Source organism: Streptomyces sp. NPDC052396 (genome assembly GCF_044593195.1).
Taxonomy (GTDB): Bacteria; Actinomycetota; Actinomycetes; order Streptomycetales; family Streptomycetaceae; genus Streptomyces.
In genome coordinates, this window is record NZ_JBIUAW010000008.1 from 178,437 (window position 1) to 199,432 (window position 20,996).

Below are 20,996 nucleotides of genomic sequence, written 5' to 3' on the forward strand. Positions count from 1 at the left end.
AGGGGCGTGGGGCGTACGGGCAGAAGACCATGATCGAAACGGAGGGATAACTCACGTCAACCCTGCGTATCGAGTCGGTCAACCCGGTGTGCGCAAGGGCTCTACCCGCGAGTATCGTCCTCGTCTGCGCAGGCCTGCGCCGCCGTTGCCCATCCCGACCGGAGGACCCGTTGTCCCGCATCCTGCTCAAGGCCTTCCTCGGACTGCTTATGCGCGTCCTCTACCGCCCGACGGTGGAGGGCGCCGAGCACATCCCCGAGTCGGGGCCGGTGATCCTGGCCGGGAACCATGTCACCTTTATCGACTCGCTGTTCACCGCGCTGGTGCTCAAGCGGCAGGTGTTCTTCATCGGCAAGGACGAGTACGTCACCGGCAAGGGCCTCAAGGGCCGTCTGATGGCGTGGTTCTTCGGGTCCTCCGGGATGATCCCGGTGGACCGGGACGGCGGCCACGGCGGGGTGGCGGCGCTGATGACGGGCCGCCGGGTGCTGGAGGAGGGCAAGGTCTTCGCCATCTACCCGGAGGGCACCCGCTCCCCCGACGGCCGGCTCTACCGCGGCCGTACCGGAGTGGCCCGGCTGGCGCTGATGACCGGCGCTCCGGTGGTGCCGTTCGGGATGATCGGCACGGACAAGGTGCAGCCGGGCGGCAAGGGCATGCCGCGCATCAGCCCGGTGACGGTGCGGTTCGGCGCTCCGCTGGACTTCTCCCGCTATGAGGGCATGGACCGTGACCGCTATGTGCTGCGTGCGGTCACCGACGAGGTGATGAGCGAGGTCATGCGGCTGTCCGGCCAGGAGTACGTGGATGTGTACGCCACCAAGGCCCGGTCGGCGACGGCGGCTTGAACCGGGCGGCCTGAGCCGCGCGACCTGAGACAGGCGAGTTGAGACGGCGGCCGTCCGCCGCGGGCACCGATGCCCCGCGGTGGACGGCCGCCGTGGTGTTCAGCCCAGGCAGCGCGGCTGGAAGCCGGGGTCGGCCGGGCCCGTGCGGGACAGCGCGTTGAGCACCCACTGGGCGACCACCGGGTCCTTGGTGGCCTGGTCGTGCATAAAGGGGTCCAGCGGGCACTTGTCCTGGAGCACCACATTGGTGAGGTGCTCGGCGGGCCCGCTCAGCAGGGCGCTGGTGTAGGGGATAACGACCTCGTCGTGGCGGGTCGTGATGACCGTGTAGTCCGGTCCGGCCGGCGTCTCGTCGCCCGCGTTGAGCTTCGTCAGCAGGTCGGAACCGGTGCGCTGGTCCAGGCAGGCCGGGCAGAAGGTGTAACCGGTGGGTATGGCCAGCGGGTTGGTGGTGCCGTGGTTGGACGGCACGATGCCGACCAGGTCACCGACCTTGTCCGCGCCGCCCAGGAACTTCACGTAGTAGCGCGGCATCATGCCGCCCTGGCTGTGGCCCACGATGTCGACCTTGGCCGCCCCGGTGGCGCCGCGCACCGCCTCGACGAAGTCCTTGAGTTCGGCGGCCGCCTGGGGGATGGGCGCTGTCTCCAGCTTTCCGTAGTTGAAGGCGAAGACGCAGTAGCCCGCGTCCTTGAGCTTCGGGGAGAGCGCGGCCCAGTTCTCGGCCATCAGCTTGAACGTTCCATTGACCAGGACCACCGGGCGCGGGTGCGCCGAATCCGGCTTGCAGGACCAGTCGTTGGCGCCCCTGGGCGGAATGTCCAGGATCGAGGCCGAGGCGGGGGCGGGAGCAGTGAAGCCGGTGAGGGCCAGGGCCGCAGTGGCCGCGGTGGCGAGCAGGAGCCTGACTCTGGTGCGCAGTTTCATGGGGGTTCCTTTGTGCACCGGACTCTCGTCCGAACCTTGTTCGGCAATACCGAACGGTAATCGGGATACTCGCCGGTAGGTAAGAAACGCGTCAAGAGAAGGCGCCGCTGGCAAATGTCACAAGGGCCGGGGCTTGTCGCCCCGGCCCATCTCCGCATCAAACGAGCGCGGTTGCGCTCAGTGACCGAACGGTCAGCGGTCCCCTCGTCAGTGGCCGAACTCGGACCCTTCCTCCAGCCGCTGGCCGCGCAGCAGGAACCAGGCCGCGACCGCTGTCACCAGCAGCAGCACCGCGGCCACCGCGGAGGCGACCCGCAGTCCCGCCACAAAGGCGTGCTGTGCCTCGGTGAGCAGCGCCGACCCCTGGTCCGCGGGCAGCGCCACGGCCGCCTTGACCGCCCCGCCCAGCGACTCATGCGCCTCTCCGGCCGCCTGGGCCGGAACGCCCGCCGGGACGGCGAAGCCCCGGTAGACCCCGGTCACCATGGAGCCCAGCAGGGCGATGCCCAGCGCCGCCCCCAGTTCATAGGCGGTCTCGGAGACCGCCGAGGCCGAACCCGCCTGCTCCTTGGGCACACTGGAGAGGATCACATCGGCGGTGACGGTGAACGACAGGCCCGCCCCGGCACCGATCACCAGCAGTGCCGCGCCGAGCAGCGGATAGCCGGTGCCGGTGCTCAGCCCGGCCAGCACCGCCAGGGCCACACCGATGGCGGCCAGCCCGCCGGCCACCACCGACCGTACCGACCAGCGCCGCGCCGCCTGTCCGGCCAGCAGGCCGGTGGTCACCGCGCCGATGGCGGCGGGGAGTTCGGCCAGTCCGGCCTCCAAGGGGTCCCGATTCTGCACCAGTTGGAGGTACTGGGACAGGAAGAAGACCATCCCCGACAGGCCCAGCACGGTCAGCAGGTCGGCCATCACGGCAGCCGAGAAGCCCCGGTTGTGGAACAGCCGCATGTTCAGCAGCGGGGAGTCCAGGACGAGCTGGCGCCGTACAAACCACACCAGCGCCAGCGCGCCCAGCACCGCCGCCACCCCTACCGCCGGGGTCAGCCCCCGGATCGCGCCCTCCTTGATCGCATAGACCAGCGCCACGATGCCCACCATGGACAGCAGCACGCTCAGCAGGTCCCAGGGCCCCGGCGCCGGGTCGCGCGACTCGGGCAGCAGCTTGATGCCCACCAGGACCAGCACCGCCATCACCGGCAGGTTGATCAGGAAGACCGAGCCCCACCAGAAGTTCTCCAGCAGGAAGCCGCCCACCACCGGGCCCACCGCGGCACCCGCCGAGGCCATGGCCCCCCAGATGCCGATGGCCAGGCTGCGCTCGCGGGGGTCATGGAAGATATTGCGGATCAGCGCCAGGGTGGAGGGCATCAGCGTCGCCCCGGCCACACCCAGCAGCGCCCGGGCGGCGATCATCATCTCCGGGCTGGTGGCATAGGCGTTGAGCACCGAGATGGCACCGAAGGCCACCGCTCCGCTCAGCAGCAGCCGCTTGCGGCCGATCCGGTCCCCGAGGCTGCCCATGGAAACCAGCAGACCGGCGATGACAAAGGAATAGACATCGCCGATCCACAGCAGCTGGGTGCCGGAGGGGCGCAGGTCCTCGCTGAGGAACGGGGTGGCCAGGCCCAGCACGGTGGCGTCCACCGCGATGAGCAGCACGGCCAGCACCAGGACGGCCAGCGCCAGCCAGCGGCCGGGCCGCGGCGCCTGCCGCTCCCCGGGGGTCCCGGCGGACGGCAGGATGATCTCGCTGCTCATCGCTCCATCCTCCGCTGGGCACCGCCGAGCAGCAGCTCGGCGACCATCCGGGTGCGGTCCTTGGCGGCCACCCGTCCGTCGTGCACCGCCCAGGCGCCCGCGCCGATCAGTCCGTAGAGCGCCTCGGTGAGCCAGGCCGCCGACAGATCCAGGCGGAACGTTCCCTCTTCCTGGCCGCGGCGGAACAGGGCCTGGACCCGGGCGTCCAGCCGGTTCCAGCCCTCGTTGATGCCGCCCTCATAGAGCTGGTTCTCGGTGAACAGGAAGGCCAGGATGCCGGCCACCGGCTCGGAGCCGGCGATCAGGCGGCGCACTGCCTCGGCCGCGTCGCCGTCCTCGGGACGGGCCTGGTCCAGGGCGTGCTCGAACTCGGCGATGCCCAGCTCCTCCAGGGCCCGGACCAGCGCGTCGCGTCCGGCGAAGTGCCGGTGCAGGGTGGCCCGGCCGATGCCCGCCGCCTTGGCGATCTCATCCATGGAGGCGGTCGCCTTGCGGGTGAGCAGGGCCGCGGCTGCTCTCAGTACCTGATCACGATCGACACTCATGAGACGACGATAACCCGAATGAGACACTGTTGTCTCACTCGGGTTATGCATGTCTCGCCATGCCTCGCCGGTTCAGCGCTTGGCCTCGGCCCACTCCCGCTGCTGCGCCAGGTCGGCCTTGACCTCGCCGAGCTGCACCGCCACCGCGGAGGGCGCGGTACCGCCCCGGCCGTTGCGCGCGGCCAGCGCCCCGCGCACATCGAGGACCGTACGGACCTCCGGCGTCAGATGCGGGGAGATGGCGGCGAACTGCTGGTCACTGAGCTGGTCCAGCTCGATGCCCCGCTGCTCGCACTCCTTGACGCACTCCCCCGCCACCTCGTGCGCCACCCGGAACGGCACACCCCGGCGCACCAGCCACTCGGCCACATCGGTGGCCAGCGAGAACCCGGCGGGCGCCAGCTCCTCCATCCGTTCCCGGTTGACGGTCAGCGTCGCCATCATCCCGGTGAAGGCGGGCAGCAGGATCTCCAGCTGGTCACAGGAGTCGAAGACCGGCTCCTTGTCCTCCTGGAGGTCGCGGTTGTAGGCCAGCGGCAGCGCCTTGAGGGTGGCCAGCAGCCCGGTGAGGTTGCCGATCAGCCGCCCGGATTTGCCGCGCGCCAGCTCGGCGATGTCCGGGTTCTTCTTCTGCGGCATGATCGAGGAGCCGGTGGAGAAGGCGTCATGCAGGGTGACAAAGGAGAACTCCTTGGTGTTCCAGATGATCACCTCCTCGGCGATCCGGGAGAGGTCGACGCCGATCATGGCCGTGATGAAGGCGAACTCGGCGACGAAGTCCCGTGCGGCGGTGCCGTCGATGGAGTTGCCCGCCGAGCCGCGTTCGAAGCCCAGATCGGCGGCCACCGCCTCCGGGTCCAGCCCCAGCGAGGACCCGGCCAGCGCACCCGAGCCATAGGGCGAGACCGCCGTGCGCTCGTCCCACTGCCGCAGCCGCTCCGCGTCCCGCGAGAGTGCCTGCACATGGGCCAGCACATGGTGCGCGAACAGCACCGGCTGGGCGTGCTGCAGATGGGTACGCCCCGGCATGGCCACGTCCGCATGCGCCTCGGCCAGCCCCACCAGCGCCTGCTGGAGGTCCGCCAGCAGCCCGCCGATGATCCGGGCGTGGTCCCGCAGGTACATCCGGAACAGGGTGGCCACCTGGTCGTTGCGGGACCGCCCGGCGCGCAGCTTGCCGCCCAGCTCGGGGCCCAGCCGCTCCAGCAGCCCGCGCTCCAGCGCGGTGTGCACATCCTCGTCGGCGATGGTGCCGGTGAAGGTGCCGGCCGCGACATCGGCCTCCAGCAGCCCCAGGCCCTCGGTCATCCGCCGGAGCTCGTCGTCCGTGAGCAGCCCGGCCTTGTGCAGCACCCGGGCATGGGCCCGGGACCCGGCGATGTCATAGGGTGCCAGCCGCCAGTCGAAGTGCACCGAGGCGGAGAGCTTGGCCAGGGCCTCGGCCGGTCCGTCGGCGAACCGGCCGCCCCACAGCCTTACGTCCTGCCGGCCGTTCTGGTCACTCTGATCGCTCATACCAGGTCCCGCTTGGCGGCGATCTTGCTCGACAGGCCGAAGATCTCGATAAAGCCCTTGGACATCGACTGGTCGAAGGTGTCGCCGGTGTCATAGGTGGCGAGGTTGAAGTCGTAGAGCGACTGGGCCGACTTCCGTCCGGTGACCACCGCCCGGCCGCCGTGCAGGGTCATCCGGATGTCGCCGGAGACATGCCGGTTGGCCTCGGCGATAAAGCCGTCCAGCGCCCGCTTGAGCGGGGAGAACCACAGGCCGTCGTAGACCAACTCACTCCAGCGCTGCTCCACCTGCCGCTTGTAGCGGGCCAGTTCGCGCTCGACGGTGACGTTCTCCAGCTCCTGGTGCGCGGTGATCAGCGCGATGGCGCCCGGCGCCTCGTAGATCTCCCGGGACTTGATGCCCACCAGCCGGTCCTCGACCATGTCGATCCGGCCCACGCCCTGGGCGCCCGCCCGGTCGTTGAGCTGCTGGATCGCCTGGAGCACGGTGACCGGCTGACCGTCGATCGCCACCGGGACGCCCTGCTCGAAGGTGATGACCACCTCGTCGGCCTCCCGGGGGGTGGCCGGGTTGGCGGTGTAGTCGTAGACGTCCTCGATGGGGGCGTTCCAGATGTCCTCCAGGAAGCCCGTCTCCACGGCCCGGCCGAAGACGTTCTGGTCGATGGAGTACGGGGACTTCTTGGTGGTGGCGATGGGCAGGCCCTTGGCCTCGCAGAAGGCGATGGCCTTGTCCCTGGTCATGGCGTAGTCCCGGACCGGGGCGATGCACTTCAGCTCCGGGGCCAGCGAGGAGATGCCCGCCTCGAAGCGCACCTGGTCGTTGCCCTTGCCGGTGCAGCCATGGGCGACGGTGGTGGCGCCGTGCTTCTTGGCCGCGGCCACCAGGTGCTTGACGATGGCTGGCCGGGAGAGGGCGGAGACCAGCGGGTAGCGGTCCATGTACAGGGCGTTGGCCTTGATCGCGGGGAGGCAGTAGTCCTCGGCGAACTCGTCCTTGGCGTCCGCCACCTCCGCCTCGACCGCACCGCAGGCGAGCGCGCGCTTGCGGATGACGTCCAGGTCCTCGCCACCCTGGCCGACGTCCACGGCGACGGCGATGACCTCGGCGCCCGTCTCCTCGGCGATCCAGCCGATGGCGACGGAGGTGTCCAGGCCGCCCGAGTAGGCGAGTACGACGCGCTCGGTCACGGGATTCTCCTTACGGTGCGCAATGCGGTGATGGGCATAAGTATGCGTGACTCCGTATGGTTCGTCAATGGCTCGTAGGGGTGAATCAATCAGGAGTGGGCGTCGGCAAGGCGTTCTACGATGCGACTATCCGGGAGTTCGAGCAGGGGAGGTTCGTCATGACCGTGCAGGACGACTTCTTGCAGTACGCCATGGAGCGCGCCGCGTCGGTGATCGAGGGCTTCAAGATCGAGATCGTGGGGGACCGGATCATCATGACGCCGCAGAGCAGCGTCCAGAGCTGGACGATTCACCGCGTCCAGACCGCCGCCGAGACCAGCGGCATCCCCGGGGAACGCCTCCTGTCCGACGTACTGATCCAGTTCCCGGGAGAGCCCCCGCGCTGCCCCGATGTCGCGATCGTCGAGGAGGGCGCCACCGCCCCCTACTCGCACGATGACGTACTGGCCGCCATCGAGATCGTCTCGTCCAAGAACGACAGGAACGATTACGCACTCAAGGTGCAGCAGTACGCCCGCTACGGAGTTCCCATCTGCTTGATCATCGATCCCTTCCGGGGCCAGTGCAGCCTGCTGACCGAACCAGGGGACGACGCCTACGCCTCCTGCGCGGAGTACAAGTACGGCGACACCGTCACACTCCACCTGCGAGACGACAGCCGGGTCGAGATCCCGACGCACACCTTCAAGCGCAGGACCTGACCCCCCGATTTTGGATCACGCCCCCGAACAGGGTATTTTCTTCTTGTACGCCCCGCCGGGAATACCCGGAGGGAAACGACACCGGGACGTGGCGCAGCTTGGTAGCGCACTTGACTGGGGGTCAAGGGGTCGTGGGTTCAAATCCCGCCGTCCCGACGGTTGACACAGGGGCCCTGCTTCGGATGACGAAGCAGGGCCCCTGGTCGTTTTTCCGCTAGCGCTTCACGGCCGGGACGGAGAACAGCGCGCGGAAGTAGGAGGGGTCCGCCTCCTCCTCCACCATGCGTCCCTCCGCCTCCACCCAGGCATGTGCGGCGAACGGCGGGCGGGCCCGTACCCCGACGGCCCAGGCGGGCCAGGTGCCCTGTGCCCGGCACAGCAGCACCGTGGCCAGTGAACGGGGCAGACAGCCCTGGTCCCCGGCGCAGTGCAGGCTGACCGCCACCACGGTCCGCCGGGCGGCGCGGGCCTGGGCGTAGGTGGCCGGGCGGGCGCCCCGGCTCAGCCGGGCCAGGATGGCGCGGATCCGGGCCGGGGGCTTGCGGGCCAGCCGCCGGGCGACGGCCACGGCGAGCAGCGCGAGCAGGCGCCGGCCGGGCGACAGCCGGACCCGGGCGCGGTGCGGGACGACCCCGCTCATGCCTCCACCACCCTGGCGGCGCGCAGCCGGGCCACCAGCCGCTCCACATCGCCGCGCGCCTGTGACTCCTCGACGTCATAGACGGCCGTCAGCTGCTGGGCGGCCTGTTCGACCGTGCTGCCGTCCAGCAGGGCCCGAAAGGCCGCGGAGGCGGTGGCGTTGAGCTGCCAGTAGCGGCCGTCGGCGCCGTCCAGCAGCACCGTTCCGTACTCGGTGTCGACCGTTGAGACGTCGCCCCGCAGTCTGAGTGTCATCGTTCTCTCCTGGTCTGCTGTCCGCCGCCGGTGGCGGCCGTCGCCGTCCGGGCGGCCCGGGCCCACAGTTCACCGGCGAGCGCCGTCTGCGCGGCTCCTTCGTGGAGCCGCCCGGTGTAGGGAAGCCGGAAGAGCCGGCGCAGCGGCTCCGGGTCGATCAGGCCGAGTTCGGCGAGCCGGGAGGTGTCCCAGAGCTCGGCGAGTTCCCGGCGGTGCCGCTCGAAGCCTTCGGCGGCGATGGTGGTGCCGTCCGCCTTGGTGCGGCGGGTCAGTACCGTGGGCGGCAGGACGTCCGCCATGGCGGCCTTGATGAGCGGCTTGAACTCCCATGGGGTGACGCGCCGTTCGGGCCGTACGGACAGACAGGCGTCGATCACCCGGTCGTCCAGGAAGGGCGAGGTCCGGGTGAAGCCGGCCGTGTCGGACAGCTGGTGGCACTGCCGGACCATCCGTCCGGCGTCCTGGATGGCCAGCAGGTCGTTGTGCCGGCCCCGGGTGGGTGCCAGTGGGCTCACCGTGCCCGCCGTCTCGCGCAGGGTACGGGTCACCAGGCGCACCGCCTCGGGAGTGAGCCAGCCGGGCAGGCCGGGAACGCCGCCCCAGTCGAAGGCGACATGGCGCGGGCGGCGGGTGCGGCCGGCGGCCAGGGCGCCGGCCTCGGCGGCGAACCAGCGGCGGTAGGAGGCGCCGTCCAGCAGGGTGCGCACCGAGGCGTCCAGCGGGAGCCCGGCGAGCTTGTGCAGGACGCGCAGCCGGTTGAGGGCGATCACCGGGCGGCTGCGCAGCAGGTCGTGGTGGTAGGCGGGGTGGCCGGACAGCAGCTGGTCGCCACCGAGTCCGTCCAGGTGCAGGCGCGAGCCGTGGGCGACCGCCTTCTCCCGTACGGCATGCAGCCGGGGTGCGCTCAGCAGGGCCGTGGAGGGCTCGTCGGGAATGTCGTCCAGGGCGGCCAGTCCGCCGAAGAACAGGGGGAGTTCACGGCCGGGGTAGCGGATGTGGTGGAGCCCCGGCACCGCGGCGGCGGCCTGCCGGGCCCAGTGGGCGTCATCGTCGGCCTGGTCGTCGTTCTCCATGGTGAACGCGGTGAGCGAGGGCCGCTCCCGGGCGGCCAGCAGGGTGATGCTGGTGGAGTCCATGCCGCCGGACAGGTCGGTGGTCACGGCCACGGTGCCGCGGGTGCGTACCCGTACGGCCTCTTCCAGCGCTGCGCGGAGTGCTCCGGCCCCTTCGGCCAGCGAGAGCACCGGTTCCGGTGCCTGCCACCAGCGTCCGACGGTGTGGCCGCGGCCGTCCGGGGAGAGGGTGAGGTGGGAGCCCGGTGGCACTGCCGAGACGTTGTGCCAGGCCGGCCGGTCGCCCAGCGGGTGCGGCAGGGCGTCCAGCAGGCGCAGGGCGAGGACGGCCGGGTCGAGCGGAGCGTGCAGCAGGGCGGCCAGGATGTCCGCGCGGTCCGCGGCGAGGACGGCCGTGCCGAGGCGGCCGTGGAAGACCCGGCGCAGTCCGGAGGCGGTGCCCTGGACGCGCAGCCGGCCGTTGACCGAGGCCAGCAGGTGGTAGCTGCCGGCCCAGGCGGTGCCCAGCCGGTCGAGCCGTGCCGGGTCGCCGATCGTGGCGGCCGCCGTGGCGAGTTGGGCCGGTGTGGCCGAGCACTGGCCGATGACGGCGAGCCGGTTGGCGCCGTGCTCGGCGACCAGGATCGTTTCTTCGGCCAGCCGGCCGGCCACCCAGGGCCGGCCGGACCGGTGCGTCAGGATGTGCGTGGCGTCCGGCGGGAGCCGTCCGGCGGCGGGGGCCGCGGTTTCGTCGTCCGGCAGAACCACGAAGTACTGCTTTCCCGCACCGACCATGAGGAACATCCTTACCGGACCCGGCACACCGGGCGCCGACTAGTACAGCTTGTCGTAGAAGTGGAAAAGCGACTCGTATCCGGTGAGGCCGAAGTAGCCGGTGTCCTCCTGGAAGGAACCGCACTCGATCATCTCCGGGGCCTCGTAGGCCTGGAGCTCGAGGCCCTCCATGAGCTCGTTGCTCTGCATCACACATTCACCTCCCTATCGCCTGACATGGCAGCGCGGGGGCCGCGACGGACGGCCGGTGAAGCGTTTACCAAGCATCAACTGCCCGTCGGAGAAGTGGAGTTAAGCCCCACCCCCCCTGCGCTTGATCAGACAGTAACCACGCCGGATCAAGCTGATCAAGGGCTGCAATGACCCACCCTGCCGCGGGGATTCCGGAATGTTCCATGCCACTTACGCCACAACTTCCCCTTCACTCACGCGCGTTATCCGACATCAAAGACATTGCCCAGCCCCATGCGGAAGCGGATCTCGTCCTGCCATTTGATCCCCTCCAGCTCGGGTGCCCGGTACAGCGGGGTGACCGTGCAGCGTTCGGCGTCCGAACCCGCCTGCTCCAGCAGGGCGTTGACCGCGCTGCGCGCCGCGGCGTTGGCGCCCTCCATGGTCGCCAGGTCGATGTCGGTGGCCACATAGTCCCCGGCCAGGAAGAAGTTGGGGATGGCGGTGCGGGCCCCGGGACGGTCGTACCAGGTGCCGGTGGGGTGGATCAGCAGCTGTTCGTCGTTGGCGGGCCGAGGGCCGCCGAGTTGCACGGCGGGGTCCAGGAACCAGGAGTGCAGGGCGGCGTCACTGAGCACCGTGCGGCCGGTGTCGTTGAGTCCGGCTTTCATCTGCGCCCACACCTCGCGGATGACTTCCTCGCGGCCGCACTGCTTGGCCGTCCTGCCATAGAGGATGCCGGGCTTGTTCCACTCGGAGATGTCCACCGACAGGCAGTCCGCGGCCATGCCGTCCCCGTAGTCGGCCCTGAAGTCGCGCCCGGACCAGAACTGCGCCTGACTCACCGCGGTCAGGGACCAGGGCGTGTCGATGTGGTTGACATGCCCGTGCACGATGGGGGTGGGCTGGGTGAGGTAGAACTGCACACCGGTCATCCAGTCCGTCTGCAGCCGGTCGCAGCGCGCCAGTTGGGGGTCAGCCGCGCGGACCCGCTCGTTCCAGGTGGTCCGGGCGTGTTCCACCGGCATGGCGGAGACAAAGTAGTCGGCGGTCACCGACTGCCGGCCGCCGCCGGCGTCCTGGATCACCGCCTCGGTGATCCGGTCGCCGTCCAGGGTGAGGTCGCGTACCTCGTGGCCCAGGTGGAACCGCACACCCAGGGAGCGCAGATGGTTCACCCAGGGGTCGATCCAGGCCTCGTTGGTGGGGGCGTTGAGCACCCGGTCGGGCTGGCCGTCGGCGCCCCGGCCCAGCAGGTTGAACAGAAACGCCTCGGCGCAGGTGCCGACCGTCTTGGTGCTGGCCACCTCGGCCTTGGTGGCGATGATGTTGCGGGTGATGCCGATGGCGAGCAGCCGCTGGTAGTCCGGTGACATCCGGTTGGCCCGGGTGAAGTCGAACCAGGGCACGCGCTCCCACTGCTCGGTCCGCCGCCGGTCGCAGCTGGTGAACCAGACCAGCAGCCGGCCGGCGAAGTAGGCGATCTCATGGGCGGGCAGGTTGGCGAAGGTGCCCAGCAGTCCCCGCACGGCGCGCAGGAAGGCGTCGGGGGTGAGGACGGGCGGCGGGGTGCCGACGACACCGAAGGGGACCCGGATGTCCTCGCGGCCGATACGGGCGATCAGCACCTCGGTGGCGGGCACCAGATTGTCGTGGCAGCCACCCGGGTTGCCGGGGAAGGGGATGCGGCGCAGGGTGTCCGGCAGGTTCCGGTAGATGCCGGGGATGAAGCGGAAGCCGTGCTCGCCGGGCAGCGGTTTGCGGCCGCCCCGGGCGCTGTCCGGGACGTCCATGCTGCGCGCCTTGCCACCCAGGGCGGATTTGCGTTCATGGACGGTGACCTCGAAGCCCCGTTCGGCCAGTTCCTGAGCGGCCGTCAGGCCGGCCACTCCCCCGCCGAGCACGGCGACGCTCCGTCCGCCGGTCCGCCTGCCCGTCCGTCTGCCCCGGGTCTGCCGGGGTTCGGCCGCGGCCCGGGTCGCCGTGGCGCCCAGCGCGGCCGTGGCCGTGGCCGTGGCACCCCCGAGGAAGGCCCTGCGTGTGCTGTGCACCGTACGCCCTGTCATGACCCAGCCCCCTACCGCCGGTAACTTGTCATGGTCGGCGCAGGAGCATAGGGGGCTCTCCCCTGTCCCGGAAGACCACTGCGGGCGCACCGGTGCGCTCTGCACACCATGGCGGAATAGCACTGTGCGGCGTCAGAGAGCCATACAGCGTCACACCGGCCCCATGGGCTCCCCGGGAAGGCCGTACGGTGCCGGGAACGCCGAACGGCTCACGCGCCGGAGCGGGCGTGAGCCGTATCGGGCCGGGTGCGGGTCAGCGGTCCTTCTGCGCCAGCCTCAGCAGGTGGTCCGCCAGCGCCTGGCCGCCGACCGGGTCACGGCTGATGAGCAGCACCGTGTCATCGCCGGCGATGGTGCCGATGATCTCGTGCACCCCGGCCTGGTCGATGGCCGAGGCGAAGAACTGGGCGGCGCCCGGCGGGGTGCGCAGCACCACCAGGTTGGCCGAGGCCTCGGCGGAGATCAGCAGTTCGGCGGCCAGCCGGCCCATCCGGGCCTCGGTCGCCGATTCGCCGAGCGGGGCCCGTGGGGTGCGATCACCGCCCTCCGAGGGCACCGCGTAGATCAGCTCGCCACCGGTGTTGCGGATCTTGACGGCGCCCAGTTCGTCGAGGTCGCGGGAGAGCGTGGCCTGGGTGACCGAAAGGCCATCGTCGGCGAGCAGCCGGGCCAGCTGGCTCTGCGACCGGACGGCGTGCCGGCTGAGGATGTCCACGATCCGTCGGTGGCGTGCGGTGCGGGTCTGCGGCACGGCCTGCCCGCCGTGCAGCGGCTCGGTCTCCTGCGCCTCGGTCATCGTCTCCTCAGTCTCCGGATCATCGTCGTACCCCGCCGGCCGGTTCGGCCGGGTGCGCCCCTGCCCCGGCCGCGGCGGCGTCGAGGACACCGGGGAGCGCCTGAAGGAACGTCACCGCTTCATCTTCCGTGATGATCAGCGGAGGGGCCAGCCGCACCACATCGGGTGCGACCGCGTTCACCAGGAGACCGGCTTCCTGTGCTGCCTGCTGCACCGTGGGCGCGAGGGGCTCGGCAAGGACAATACCCAGCAGCAGTCCGGCGCCACGGACGTGGTCGACCAGTGGGTGGTCCAGCGCCGCGATCCCGTCACGCAGGAGAGTGCCGATCCGGCGGACATGGCCCAGCGCCCCGTCGGCGGCGAGGGTGTCCAGGACAGCCAGCGCGGCGGCGCAGGCGACCGGGTTGCCGCCGAAGGTGGAGCCGTGCTGACCGGGAGTCAGCAGGTCGGCGGCGTCACCGAAGGCCAGGGTGGCGCCGATGGGCAGCCCGCCGCCCAGTCCCTTGGCGAGGGTGACCACATCCGGTTCGACGCCCTGTGCCTGGTGCTCGAACCAGTGCCCGGTGCGGCCGATACCTGTCTGGATCTCATCCATGACCAGCAGGGTGCCGGTGGCCCGGGTGATCACGCGGGCGGCGGCCAGATAGCCGGGCGGGGGCACCACCACGCCGTTCTCGCCCTGTACCGGTTCCAGGATGAGCAGCGCGGTGTCGGTGGTGACGGTCCGGCGCAGCGCCTCGATGTCGCCATAGGGGACATGGCTGACCTCGCCGGGCAGGGGCAGGAAGGGCTGCTGTTTCGCCGGTTGTCCGGTGAGGGCCAGGGCGCCCATGGTGCGGCCGTGGAAGCCGCCGGCGGCCGAGACCATATGGCTACGGCCGGTGCGCCGGCCGATCTTGACGGCGGCCTCCACGGCTTCCGCGCCGGAGTTGCCGAAGTAGACACGGCCGGGGCGGCCGGCCAGGGCCAGCAGCCGCTCGGCCAGGTTCACGGTGGGTTCGGCGGTGAAGAGGTTGGAGATATGGCCGAGGGTGGCGATCTGGTCGGTGACCGCCCGGACCACGGCGGGGTGGGCATGGCCCAGGGCGTTGACCGCGATGCCGCCGACCAGGTCGAGGTAGGCCCTGCCGTCCGCGTCCCAGACGGTGCTGCCCTCGCCGCGCACCAGCGGGATGCGCGGGGTGCCGTAGTTGTCCATCAGGGCGCTCTGCCAGCGCCGGGTGAGCTCCTGGTTGGTCACTGGGCCACCTCGTCCGGGACGACCATGGTCCCTATCCCTTCGTCCGTGAAGATCTCCAGCAGGATGGAGTGCTGCACCCGCCCGTCGATCACCCGGGCGGTGGCGACGCCATTGCGCACCGCGTACAGGCAGCCCTCCATCTTGGGCACCATGCCGCTGGCCAACTCGGGCAGCAGCACCTCCAGTTCACTGGCGGTCAGCCGGCTGATGACATCGTCGCTGTGCGGCCAGTCCGCGTAGAGGCCCTCGACATCGGTGAGCACCATCAGCGTCTCGGCGCCCAGCCCGGCGGCCAGCGCGGCCGCGGCGGTGTCGGCGTTGACGTTGTAGACATGGCCGTCGTCGGCGCTGCGGGCGATGGAGGAGACCACCGGGATGCGGCCGTCGTCCAGCAGGGCCCGGATGGCGCCGGTGTCGATCTCGGTGATCTCGCCGACCCGTCCGAGGTCCACCTCCTCGCCGGCGATCCGGGCGTAGTGCTTGACGGCGGTCATGGTGTGGGCGTCCTCGCCGGTGAGGCCGACGGCCAGCGGGCCATGCCGGTTGAGCAGGCCGACCAGCTCGCGCTGTACCTGTCCGGCCAGGACCATCCGCACCACGTCCATGGCCTCGGGCGAGGTGACCCGCAGCCCGGCCTTGAACTCCGACTCCAGGCCCAGCCGGTCCAGTTGGGCGTTGATCTGTGGTCCCCCGCCGTGCACCACCACCGGGTGCAGTCCGGCGTGCCGCAGGAAGACCACATCCTGGGCGAAGGCGGCCTTGAGGTCCTCGTCCACCATGGCGTTGCCGCCGAACTTGATCACCACGGTCTTGCCGTGGTGCCGGGTGAGCCAGGGCAGGGCCTCGACCAGGGTGCGGGCCTTGGGCAGGGCGGTGTGTTTGCGGGTGGCAGGACTTTGTCCATCTGCGTGATTGACCGTCATGACCGACTTTCGGAAGGTTTTGAATCAGCCGCCGGGCGGGCGGTTATGGCCTGTGGAGGCGACACACGACCTGCCCCGGATGCCTCCGGGCAGCCAGGCGGGCCCGTCAGGAGGAGTAGGCGCTGTTCTCGTGCACATAGTCGGCCGTGAGGTCGTTCGCCCAGATCACCGCGGACTCGGCGCCTGCCGAGAGGTCAGCCGTGATGGTGACCTCGCGGTAGCGCATATCGACAAGATTGCGGTCCTCGCCGACGGAGCCATTGCGGCACACCCAGACGCCGTTGATGGCCACATTGAGCCGGTCCGGGTCGAAGGTGGCGGAGGTGGTGCCGATGGCGGAGAGCACCCGGCCCCAGTTGGGGTCCTCGCCGTGGATGGCGCACTTGAGGAGGTTGTTACGGGCGATGGAGCGGCCGACCTCCACCGCGTCGTCCTCGGTGGCCGCGCCCATGACCTCGATACGGATGTCCTTGCTGGCGCCCTCGGCGTCACCGATCAGCTGACGGGCGAGGTCGTCGCAGACGGTCCGTACCGTCTCGGCGAAGACATCCGGGGCCGGAGTGACTCCGGAGGCGCCGGAGGCCAGCAGCAGCACGGTGTCATTGGTGGACATACAGCCGTCGGAATCCACCCGGTCGAAGGTGGTGCGGGTGGCCGCGCGCAGCGCGTCGTCCAGGGCGGCGGCGTCCAGGTCGGCGTCGGTGGTGAGCACCACCAGCATGGTGGCCAGGCCGGGGGCGAGCATTCCGGCACCCTTGGCCATGCCGCCGACGGTGAAGCCCTCGCCCTGGGCGACGGCGGTCTTGTGCACGGTGTCGGTGGTCTTGATGGCGATGGCCGCCTTCTCCCCGCCGTGCGCGGAGAGTTGGGCGGCGGCCTTCTCGACGCCGGGCAGCAGCCGGTCCATCGGCAGCCGGACGCCGATCAGTCCGGTGGAGGCGACGGCCACCTCGGCGGCGCTGACGCCCAGTACCTCGGCGGCCTTCTCGGCGGTGGCATGGGTGTCCTGGAAGCCCAGCGGACCCGTACAGGCGTTGGCGCCACCGGAGTTGAGGACCACCGCGGCCACCTGGCCGCCCTTGAGGACCTGTTGGGACCACAGCACCGGGGCCGCCTTGACGCGGTTGGCGGTGAAGACGCCGGCCGCGGCCAGCCGGGGTCCCTGGTTGACCACCAGGGCCAGGTCGGGGCTGCCGCTCTCCTTGATCCCGGCGGCGATCCCCGCCGCCGTGAAACCCTTTGCCGCAGTGACGCTCACGGTGTCCTCTCCTTGTCCGTCCCGCCGGTCGGGCGACTGTCGATCACGGATATCTCCATCACGGATGTGCCGCTCTCCGGCACTTGGCCGCAGGGCACGGTGCGGGCCAGCAGGGCGGCCAGCGCCCGGCGCAGCTGCGCGGCCGGCCCCCGGTACGGGCTCATGGCGCGATCCCGGCGGTGGGCAGCCCCAGGGTCTCCGGAAGGCCGAGGGCGATGTTCATGCTCTGCACGGCGCCGCCGGCGGTGCCCTTGGCGAGGTTGTCGATGGCGCTGACAGCCACGATGCGGTGTGCCGCCTCGTCCAGGGTGACCTGCACCAGCGCGGTGTTGGCCCCATACACCGAGGCGGTGGCGGGCCACTGCCCCTCAGGCAGCAGAGTGGTGAAGGGTTCGTCGCGGTACGCCTTCTCATAGGCGGCCCGCAGGCTCGCGGCCGTGACTCCGGGCCGGGCCTTGGCGGTGCAGGTGGCCAGGATGCCGCGGGGCATCGGCGCCAGGGTCGGGGTGAAGGAGACGGTGACCGGCTCGCCCGCCACCGCGGACAGGTTCTGCGCCATCTCCGGGGTGTGCCGGTGGACGCCGCCGACCCCGTACGGGCTCATCGAGCCCATGACCTCGCTGCCCAGCAGATGCGGTTTGGCCGCCTTGCCCGCGCCCGAGGTGCCGGACGCGGCCACGATGACCGCCTCCGGTTCGGCGAACCCGGCCGCGTACGCCGGGTAGAGGGCCAGTGACGCGGCGGTCGGATAGCAGCCCGGCACCGCGATCCGCCGGGCCCCGCGCAGCGCCTCACGCGCGCCGGGCAGCTCCGGCAGCCCATAGGGCCAGGTGCCCGCGTGCGGCGATCCATAGAACCGCTCCCAGGCGGCCGCGTCCCGCAGCCGGAAGTCGGCCCCGCAGTCGACGACCAGCGTCCGCTCACCCAACTGCCCGGCCAGGGCGGCCGATTGACCGTGCGGCAGCGCGAGGAACACCACATCATGCCCGGCCAGCATCTCGGCCGTGGTCGCCACCAGCTCCCGCTGGGCGAGCGCGGGCAGGTGCGGCTGCACCGTGCCCAGCGGCCGGCCGGCGCTGGAGTTCCCGGTCAGCGCGCCGATACGGACCTCGGGATGCCCGAGCAGCAGCCGGAGCACTTCCCCGCCCGCGTATCCGCTCGCTCCGGCGACCGCCGCGTGTATTGCCATGGATCCTCCCTACCGATGGCATGACTATACGGAGGGTAGTAGCTTTATGCAATAGCCTTGGCGTGACTCCGGGTGGCCGGAGAACGGGCCCGGCTTCGCCGGGATGGCGCCGCACGGAGCCCTGTCCGGTCCGACGGGACGTCCGGCATAAGTGAGGATTCCGGCACACTCACCGCATATACCAGTAAAGCGTTACCCGGCCCTCGGACGCCGGGGCGCGGATCCCGGCGGCCGGGCCACCGGCGGCGCGGCACCGGAATGACCGACAGCCGTCTCCGGATGGCACCGGTCCCGGCAGCGGGGGCGGGCATTCCGGCGTATGAGTGGGTAGCCCCTGGTGGTGGACGCGGACCGGGCCGGTGCGAGCCGCCCGGCCAGGGGATCCGCGCTCCGTTTCCTGGGGGGATGGTGGGACGGTGAGCGAACAGAAGGCCCTGAACGTCGGCTCGTCCGGCATTGAGATGGCCTATGAACGGTTCGGTGATCCCGGCGCGCCGCCGGTGCTCCTGATCATGGGCGGCGGGGCTCAGATGATCAATTGGCCGGAAGGGTTCTGCGCCCTGCTGGCCGGGCACGGGCTGCAGTTGATCCGCTTCGACAACCGCGACAGCGGCCGGTCCTCGCACTTCCACGACGGGCCGGCACCCGATCTGCAGGCGGCGCTGGCCGGTGACTTCTCATCGGCGTCCTACACCCTGTCGGACCTGGCCGCCGATGCCGTGGGCCTGCTGGACGCACTGGGGCTGGACAGCGCCCACCTGGTCGGCGCCTCCCTGGGCGGGATGATCGCCCAGATGATGGCGATCGAGCACCCCGGCCGGGTCCGGTCGCTGACCTCGATGATGTCCACCACCGGAGACCTCGGCGTGGGCCGGCCGGACTTCGCGAAGCTGGCCCGGCTGGGTCCGCCGCCGCCGGACCGGCGGGGCTTCGTCGACTGGCAGGTCCGCGCCTTCCGGGTGATCGGATCACCCGGCTTCCCGCTGGACGAGGCCGCGGTGGCCGAACGGGCCGGACGGGCCTACGACCGGGGCCACGACCCCGAGGGCGTGATGCGGCAGTCGGTCGCCGTCCTGGCCTCCGGGGACCGTACGGAGCGGCTGCGCTCACTGAAGGTGCCCACCCTGGTGATCCATGGCGCCGAGGACGTCATGTGCGACATCAGCGGCGGCCGGGCCACGGCTGCCGCGATCCCCGGCGCGGAGCTGGTGGTCATCAAGGGCCTGGGCCACAACCTCCCCCGTGAGCTGTGGCCCAGGATCTCCACGCTGATCGCCGGCCTGGTGCGGCGCGCCGAGGGCACCTCGCACAACGCCTGACGAGGCACAACGCCTGACGAGAGGCCGGTCCGGCTGCGGCCGGGTTGCCGGACCGGCAACATTCCTTGCCGATTCCGGGCACGGGCGCGCACGGTGCTCTCCGAGCCACCAGTCCACGAAGGAGCGTGCCGCCATGACCGATGTCATCACCCCCACCCGGCAGTACTGGGAGGACTTCTACCGGAACCCGGACCGTACCCACAGTCCGGTCGGCAAGCTCAACGCCCTGCTGGTGGCGGAGGCCGGCACGCTGACACCCGGCACCGCGCTGGACCTCGGCTGCGCCGAGGGTTCCGACTCGATCTGGCTGGCCCGGCAGGGCTGGCGGGTCACCGCCGTCGATGTCTCCGCCACGGCACTGGGCCGGGCGGCCGCCCGCGCGGCCGAGGAAGGGGTCGCGGACCGGATCGACTGGCAGCGGCACGACCTGCCCCAGTCCTTCCCCGCCGGTGAATTCGACCTGGTATCGGCCCAGTTCCTGCACTCTCCCGATGACCAGGGCGGCACGCGGGAGGCAATCCTGCGGCGGGCGGCCGAGGCGGTGGCACCGGGCGGGGCACTGCTGATCAGCGGCCACGCCGGCTGGCCGACCTGGCGGCATGAGCCGCCGCAGGGCATCCATCTGCCCTCCACCGCCGAGGTATTGGCCTCGCTCCGCCTGGCGCCCGGCCGGTGGCAGGTGGAACGCGACGAGCTGCTGGTCCGTGAATCGGCCGGTCCGGACGGGGAGGTGGGCACCCGCGAGGACAACATCCTGCGGATCCGCCGCCTCCGCCGGGACGTCTCCTAAGGCTGCTCGGGCCGCCACATCGCCGGGCGCGGGTGCGCCTGTTGAGGCAGCCGGCACCTCGTGAGGCGCACCACGTCCGACATGGCCCGGTCCCCCAAGCCGAGTTGCGCCCCCACCGGGCCCCGGACTCCCCACAGCCCGGCCAAGCTTCACTGCTGGAGCCATCCGGCGGGCAGCGGGGGCAGGTCCGCGTGGCGGACCGTGAAGCCGCCCTTGGTCACCGGGGCGAACGGTGCCGGGGCCATACAGGTGCCGATGCGCGGGGCGACCGCCTTGCCCTTGTCGCTGTCGACATTGCTCACGCCCCAGTGGAATCCGAACCGGCCCTTGCCGGGGCCGCCTTCGCGGACGCTGAAGCCCATCCGCTCACCGATCTCCTTGGGATCCTGCGACTTGGTCACCACGGCGGTGAATGTGGCCGTGTCCCCGGCGGTGACCAGACAGTCCACGGCCGCCTCGGACCGCCTGGTCTCCTTCTTCGCCGGTACATAGTGGGAGAAGGTGACCTTGCCCCGTGCGTCGGTGGGCATTCCGTGCGGCAGGGAGCCCAGGGGGCGGGTGAAGGGCGCGGCCTGGGCGTCCACCGCGAACCGGATGTCGTCCTTCGGGGAGTAGGCGTAGAAGATGCGCCCCTGGCCGGAGACCCGGGCGGGCGCCGGAGCGGAGGCGGAGGCGGAGGCGGAATCAGAAGCAGAGGCGGAGCCGGAGGCCGAGGCGGACGCGCAGGACAGGGCGGTCAGGGCTGCGAAGGCGCTCGCGGCGGCGACGGCTGTGGCCACGGTCCGGCGTCCGCGGAACGGACGGAACGAGCGGAGCGAGCGGGTGGTGCGCTGCATGGTGAACTCCTTTGGCAGGAAGGCGATCTCGTTGGGCACCAATCTCCTTCGGAACACCGGCCCGCGACCATCTGCCGGCCGGGAGATCTCCCGGCCGGCGCGCCTGGGCTGCCTCTGCCGATCGGCAGAGGCAGGCCGGGCGCGCCCCTCCGTAAGATCAAGAACGTGGAAAAC

21 protein-coding genes and 1 tRNA gene are annotated in these 20,996 nt (G+C 70.9%); 5 read left to right on the forward strand and 17 right to left on the reverse strand.

What is annotated here, in order from left to right; all coding sequences use genetic code 11:
* The first annotated feature begins 170 nt into the window (after positions 1-170).
* Entirely contained in the window at positions 171-848 is a 678-nt protein-coding gene (locus tag ACIHFE_RS22310) for a lysophospholipid acyltransferase family protein (RefSeq protein ID WP_400108937.1), read from the forward strand.
* A 99-nt stretch (positions 849-947) separates the two neighbouring features.
* On the opposite strand, the gene ACIHFE_RS22315 is transcribed toward ACIHFE_RS22310, so the two are convergent.
* The 5 genes from ACIHFE_RS22315 to ACIHFE_RS22335 all read right to left on the reverse strand — a co-directional run bounded on the left by ACIHFE_RS22315 (position 948) and on the right by ACIHFE_RS22335 (position 6,792).
* Positions 948-1,775: an alpha/beta fold hydrolase gene (locus ACIHFE_RS22315; protein ID WP_400108938.1), complete on the reverse strand. Its 828-nt coding sequence runs from the start codon at positions 1,773-1,775 to the stop codon at positions 948-950.
* Positions 1,776-1,982: 207 nt separating this feature from the next.
* On the reverse strand, positions 1,983-3,542 hold the full coding sequence (locus ACIHFE_RS22320) for an MFS transporter (RefSeq protein WP_400108939.1): 1,560 nt from the start codon (positions 3,540-3,542) through the stop codon (positions 1,983-1,985).
* Entirely contained in the window at positions 3,539-4,087 is a 549-nt protein-coding gene (locus ACIHFE_RS22325) for a TetR/AcrR family transcriptional regulator (protein ID WP_400108940.1), read from the reverse strand. The genes ACIHFE_RS22320 and ACIHFE_RS22325 overlap by 4 nt, the downstream gene beginning before the upstream one ends.
* Before the next feature lie 72 nt (positions 4,088-4,159).
* A complete protein-coding gene (gene argH / locus ACIHFE_RS22330; RefSeq protein WP_400108941.1) occupies positions 4,160-5,602 on the reverse strand; it encodes an argininosuccinate lyase in 1,443 nt (480 codons plus the stop codon).
* On the reverse strand, positions 5,599-6,792 hold the full coding sequence (locus tag ACIHFE_RS22335; RefSeq protein ID WP_400108942.1) for an argininosuccinate synthase: 1,194 nt from the start codon (positions 6,790-6,792) through the stop codon (positions 5,599-5,601). The genes argH and ACIHFE_RS22335 overlap by 4 nt, the downstream gene beginning before the upstream one ends.
* A gap of 158 nt (positions 6,793-6,950) precedes the next feature.
* Here ACIHFE_RS22335 and ACIHFE_RS22340 point away from each other — a divergent pair, with 158 nt between their 5' ends.
* Positions 6,951-7,493, forward strand: a complete 543-nt coding sequence (locus ACIHFE_RS22340; RefSeq protein WP_400108943.1) for a Uma2 family endonuclease — start codon at positions 6,951-6,953, stop codon at positions 7,491-7,493.
* Positions 7,494-7,575: 82 nt separating this feature from the next.
* Positions 7,576-7,649: transfer RNA gene (locus ACIHFE_RS22345), tRNA-Pro, on the forward strand.
* 58 nt (positions 7,650-7,707) lie between these two features.
* Here ACIHFE_RS22345 and ACIHFE_RS22350 read toward each other — a convergent pair.
* From ACIHFE_RS22350 to argC, 11 genes are all read right to left on the reverse strand, one after another.
* Entirely contained in the window at positions 7,708-8,133 is a 426-nt protein-coding gene (locus tag ACIHFE_RS22350; protein ID WP_400108944.1) for a lasso peptide biosynthesis B2 protein, read from the reverse strand.
* Complete coding sequence (locus tag ACIHFE_RS22355) at positions 8,130-8,387, reverse strand: lasso peptide biosynthesis PqqD family chaperone (RefSeq protein ID WP_400108945.1); 258 nt, start codon at positions 8,385-8,387, stop codon at positions 8,130-8,132. Before ACIHFE_RS22355 ends, ACIHFE_RS22350 begins: the two co-directional genes overlap by 4 nt.
* Positions 8,384-10,234: an asparagine synthase-related protein gene (locus tag ACIHFE_RS22360; protein WP_400108946.1), complete on the reverse strand. Its 1,851-nt coding sequence runs from the start codon at positions 10,232-10,234 to the stop codon at positions 8,384-8,386. The genes ACIHFE_RS22355 and ACIHFE_RS22360 overlap by 4 nt, the downstream gene beginning before the upstream one ends.
* Before the next feature lie 39 nt (positions 10,235-10,273).
* Positions 10,274-10,423, reverse strand: coding sequence for a keywimysin-related RiPP (locus ACIHFE_RS22365; RefSeq protein ID WP_400108947.1), 150 nt, complete (start codon positions 10,421-10,423; stop codon positions 10,274-10,276).
* A 245-nt stretch (positions 10,424-10,668) separates the two neighbouring features.
* On the reverse strand, positions 10,669-12,471 hold the full coding sequence (locus ACIHFE_RS22370) for an FAD-dependent oxidoreductase (protein WP_400108948.1): 1,803 nt from the start codon (positions 12,469-12,471) through the stop codon (positions 10,669-10,671).
* A gap of 253 nt (positions 12,472-12,724) precedes the next feature.
* Positions 12,725-13,267 (reverse strand): arginine repressor, encoded by a 543-nt coding sequence (locus ACIHFE_RS22375; protein ID WP_400108949.1) that lies wholly within the window; start codon positions 13,265-13,267, stop codon positions 12,725-12,727.
* 19 nt (positions 13,268-13,286) lie between these two features.
* On the reverse strand, positions 13,287-14,507 hold the full coding sequence (locus ACIHFE_RS22380; protein WP_400108950.1) for an acetylornithine transaminase: 1,221 nt from the start codon (positions 14,505-14,507) through the stop codon (positions 13,287-13,289).
* Positions 14,504-15,430, reverse strand: coding sequence for an acetylglutamate kinase (gene argB, locus ACIHFE_RS22385; protein WP_400108951.1), 927 nt, complete (start codon positions 15,428-15,430; stop codon positions 14,504-14,506). Before argB ends, ACIHFE_RS22380 begins: the two co-directional genes overlap by 4 nt.
* Positions 15,431-15,536: 106 nt before the next feature.
* Positions 15,537-16,688, reverse strand: a complete 1,152-nt coding sequence (gene argJ / locus ACIHFE_RS22390; protein WP_400108952.1) for a bifunctional glutamate N-acetyltransferase/amino-acid acetyltransferase ArgJ — start codon at positions 16,686-16,688, stop codon at positions 15,537-15,539.
* Positions 16,685-16,852, reverse strand: coding sequence for a hypothetical protein (locus ACIHFE_RS22395; RefSeq protein WP_400108953.1), 168 nt, complete (start codon positions 16,850-16,852; stop codon positions 16,685-16,687). Before ACIHFE_RS22395 ends, argJ begins: the two co-directional genes overlap by 4 nt.
* Positions 16,849-17,877: an N-acetyl-gamma-glutamyl-phosphate reductase gene (argC, locus tag ACIHFE_RS22400; protein ID WP_400108954.1), complete on the reverse strand. Its 1,029-nt coding sequence runs from the start codon at positions 17,875-17,877 to the stop codon at positions 16,849-16,851. Before argC ends, ACIHFE_RS22395 begins: the two co-directional genes overlap by 4 nt.
* A 416-nt stretch (positions 17,878-18,293) precedes the next feature.
* Here argC and ACIHFE_RS22405 point away from each other — a divergent pair, with 416 nt between their 5' ends.
* Both ACIHFE_RS22405 and ACIHFE_RS22410 read left to right on the forward strand, forming a co-directional pair.
* The gene (locus ACIHFE_RS22405; RefSeq protein ID WP_400108955.1) at positions 18,294-19,196 is read left to right on the forward strand and encodes an alpha/beta fold hydrolase; all 903 of its coding nucleotides are present in this window, start codon (positions 18,294-18,296) and stop codon (positions 19,194-19,196) included.
* Positions 19,197-19,329: 133 nt separating this feature from the next.
* Complete coding sequence (locus ACIHFE_RS22410) at positions 19,330-19,986, forward strand: class I SAM-dependent methyltransferase (protein WP_400108956.1); 657 nt, start codon at positions 19,330-19,332, stop codon at positions 19,984-19,986.
* 149 nt (positions 19,987-20,135) lie between these two features.
* Here ACIHFE_RS22410 and ACIHFE_RS22415 read toward each other — a convergent pair whose 3' ends face one another.
* Positions 20,136-20,861 carry a hypothetical protein gene (locus ACIHFE_RS22415; RefSeq protein ID WP_400108957.1) on the reverse strand — a complete coding sequence of 242 codons (726 nt, stop codon included), beginning with the start codon at positions 20,859-20,861 and terminating at the stop codon, positions 20,136-20,138.
* Positions 20,862-20,996: the final 135 nt, after the last annotated feature.

What these genes read in the sequence shown, in the direction of transcription:
- ACIHFE_RS22315 (WP_400108938.1), bottom strand. Translation starts at nt 1,775, where the DNA reads ATGAAACTGCGCACCAGAGTCAGGCTCCTGCTCGCCACCGCGGCCACT.
- ACIHFE_RS22320 (WP_400108939.1), bottom strand. Translation starts at nt 3,542, where the DNA reads ATGAGCAGCGAGATCATCCTGCCGTCCGCCGGGACCCCCGGGGAGCGG.
- ACIHFE_RS22325 (WP_400108940.1), bottom strand. Translation starts at nt 4,087, where the DNA reads ATGAGTGTCGATCGTGATCAGGTACTGAGAGCAGCCGCGGCCCTGCTC.
- argH (WP_400108941.1), bottom strand. Translation starts at nt 5,602, where the DNA reads ATGAGCGATCAGAGTGACCAGAACGGCCGGCAGGACGTAAGGCTGTGG.
- ACIHFE_RS22340 (WP_400108943.1), top strand. Translation starts at nt 6,951, where the DNA reads ATGACCGTGCAGGACGACTTCTTGCAGTACGCCATGGAGCGCGCCGCG.
- ACIHFE_RS22350 (WP_400108944.1), bottom strand. Translation starts at nt 8,133, where the DNA reads ATGAGCGGGGTCGTCCCGCACCGCGCCCGGGTCCGGCTGTCGCCCGGC.
- ACIHFE_RS22355 (WP_400108945.1), bottom strand. Translation starts at nt 8,387, where the DNA reads ATGACACTCAGACTGCGGGGCGACGTCTCAACGGTCGACACCGAGTAC.
- ACIHFE_RS22360 (WP_400108946.1), bottom strand. Translation starts at nt 10,234, where the DNA reads ATGGTCGGTGCGGGAAAGCAGTACTTCGTGGTTCTGCCGGACGACGAA.
- ACIHFE_RS22365 (WP_400108947.1), bottom strand. Translation starts at nt 10,423, where the DNA reads ATGCAGAGCAACGAGCTCATGGAGGGCCTCGAGCTCCAGGCCTACGAG.
- ACIHFE_RS22370 (WP_400108948.1), bottom strand. Translation starts at nt 12,471, where the DNA reads ATGACAGGGCGTACGGTGCACAGCACACGCAGGGCCTTCCTCGGGGGT.
- ACIHFE_RS22375 (WP_400108949.1), bottom strand. Translation starts at nt 13,267, where the DNA reads ATGACCGAGGCGCAGGAGACCGAGCCGCTGCACGGCGGGCAGGCCGTG.
- argB (WP_400108951.1), bottom strand. Translation starts at nt 15,430, where the DNA reads ATGACGGTCAATCACGCAGATGGACAAAGTCCTGCCACCCGCAAACAC.
- ACIHFE_RS22395 (WP_400108953.1), bottom strand. Translation starts at nt 16,852, where the DNA reads ATGAGCCCGTACCGGGGGCCGGCCGCGCAGCTGCGCCGGGCGCTGGCC.
- argC (WP_400108954.1), bottom strand. Translation starts at nt 17,877, where the DNA reads ATGGCAATACACGCGGCGGTCGCCGGAGCGAGCGGATACGCGGGCGGG.
- ACIHFE_RS22410 (WP_400108956.1), top strand. Translation starts at nt 19,330, where the DNA reads ATGACCGATGTCATCACCCCCACCCGGCAGTACTGGGAGGACTTCTAC.